Origin of the sequence: Enterobacter cloacae complex sp. GF14B, from assembly GCF_004136805.1 — a bacterium.
GTDB classification, from domain to species: Bacteria; Pseudomonadota; Gammaproteobacteria; order Enterobacterales; family Enterobacteriaceae; genus Enterobacter; species Enterobacter hormaechei_C.
This window is the reverse complement of the sequence record NZ_QFRV01000198.1, coordinates 1-2373: the sequence shown is the minus strand read 5'-3', so window position 1 is coordinate 2373 and position 2373 is coordinate 1. Positions and strand designations below refer to the sequence as shown.

General features: G+C 40.2%; 1 protein-coding gene. It reads right to left on the bottom strand.

Annotated elements, in window-relative coordinates; translation table 11 throughout:
- Positions 1-503: 503 nt before the first annotated feature.
- On the bottom strand, positions 504-926 hold the full coding sequence (locus tag DD606_RS24610; protein WP_129259384.1) for a hypothetical protein: 423 nt from the start codon (positions 924-926) through the stop codon (positions 504-506).
- Positions 927-2373: the final 1447 nt, after the last annotated feature.

Below are 2373 nucleotides of genomic sequence, written 5' to 3'. Positions count from 1 at the left end.
TGAATAAGTTATAATTTGATTCACAATTTAAATTTCACAAGTTAGCATAGAGACAAGAATGGGCAAAACTCCACGTGAATACAATACATAATTATAAAAAGGAGAAAAATTGCTCAGATACAATTTCTATGGCTTTAGGAGGTCTCTCTCTCATTCTCGCATAACTCAACAAAACTCCTTATGTCTATATAGAGCTCTCCATTTAGGGAGATGTCCTCCGCTTCATTTCGTAGGTCCTCTGCATGTATCCCATAGAGAGTAGCAGTGCGAGGCTCGTCTGGAACCATCCCAGCGGCTTCCAAATCAGCATCTTCTCCGATCTCCTCCACTGATGCCAAGGTGATTGGCACATTGTAACCCCCATACGCCGACATCACACTATCAGCTGGCAGTATGTGCTCTTTGAGCAATCTACACAACATAAAAATACGGTACAATTGTGTAAAAATCTATTAGATCATTATACATTTAGAGTTTTATTAAAGTAAACTAATTGTAATAGATCACCTGAAAAGCGCTGTGACGCTAGTGTCACTCCATCCAAACTTTGTCTGCATGTTGAGAAGAACCAGGAGCGCTTTCAATCTAGACACACGTGCTCCATTATACAATGGCGTATCGGCTTCACTTTTCATATCATCATAGATAAGCCTTTCTGAATCCATGATCGTCTCGATCATTTCATCAATCTCGGGCTCAAACATTGCCTCGTTGGGAATGTGCTCTGCATGATCATCCCCCGAGCTGTCAGAGGCTACATCTTGTGGCCTCACATATGCTGCTTGACCAAAGCGCCTGCGAACACGTCTATTGGGTTGCAAGATTGCTGCTTGTTGGCCAGCGTCAGAGTCCGACGAGTTATAATTGGCAACAACTCGATCTATAATAGATGGATCGAACTCGCCAAATTCGCGAACGTGCTGCAAAGAAACACGTCTTGTCCGTCGCACAGCATGCTTGCATTGATTACAAGGACATAAGACCCTCGTTGAGAGATAGGTGTTTCGGTTGGACGGTCCCACATCCTCGTCACTACTCATAATGAGGATAAAAATCTTATAACCTGGACAACAAATTTAATATTCTATTGGCATTCTTCGTCTTATCTCTCTCTCTCTCTCTCTCTCTCTCTCTCTCTCTCTCTCTTTACCTCACATTCTCTAGTCATGTCCAATCCCCGCACACCTCGGTCTAGAGGTGCACGGAGATCAGAACCACCGGGTTATAATCTCGTCTTTATTGGTCAATACCTATATTTGTGGGTACAAGAAATCTACACACCCACGTCTACATGATACTGCATGTAGTGGACAAAACCCCTTTGCCTCTTCTCTAGCTGTAGCACTTCACAGCATCTTAACATCTTTTCACAGTAGATCTTTTCACTGTTTGTCTAACTCTAAACCCTAAACCGTAAGTAATTCTTGCGTGGACTCGATCTAACGTAAATAAGCGTAAATCTAAATAAACGTAAATCTAACTAAAAATAAACCTAAATCTAATTTAACGTAAGTCTACATCTAACCTAATCTTTAACGTCTTTTGGGATAGTTTCCTACGACGTTAAAACTCTCTTCTTCTTGTGTGTGTGTGTGGGGGTAAACCTAAATAAACCTAAGTCTAATCTAATATAACATAAATCTAAATCTAACGTAAATTATGTTATATTAAAAACAAAGAACTAAACTAACAGGGATTATAAGAACCTTAAAACTTATTTTTCACATAACTCGGCAAGAGTTGGCATTCTCATCACTAAAGATGTGAGAGTTAACTTTCGGCGGTGACGCTGCCTCATCTCCATCCACATCTGATGACAACAATTGGCCCTTTAGACCGTTCTTGCTCTTGTTACTAACTTTGAAGTTGCTGTTGAATGACTAGAGGTTGTCTAGATGGCCATTGTGTCGGGGATGTAGTGACTCTTGCCCCCCTGAAGATCCACCTTCTTCCCTATCTTCTGAAGACATTTCACCAGTACTTTTGGATCGACGGAGCCCACCATGAGTGAAGGCAGCAATACCCTATATTCCATTGAGGGCTTTCTTCACCCGCTTCATGCAGGCATCGCAGTCTATGGAGACCTAAATCTAATCTAATATAACGTAAATCTAAATCTAGCGTAAATAAACGTAAATCTAACTAAAAATAAACCTAAATCTAATCTAATTTAACTTAAATAAACCTAAATCTAATTTAACGTAAGTCTACATCTAACCTAATCTTTAACGTCTTTTAGGATAGTTTCCTACGACGTTATAACTCTCTTCTTCTTGTGTGTGTGCGCGTGTGTGGATGTGTGTGCCAATAAAAAAAGATAAATGGTATAACCTTTCTATCACCCATGCCAAGTATGATAGATTGGTTATGCCA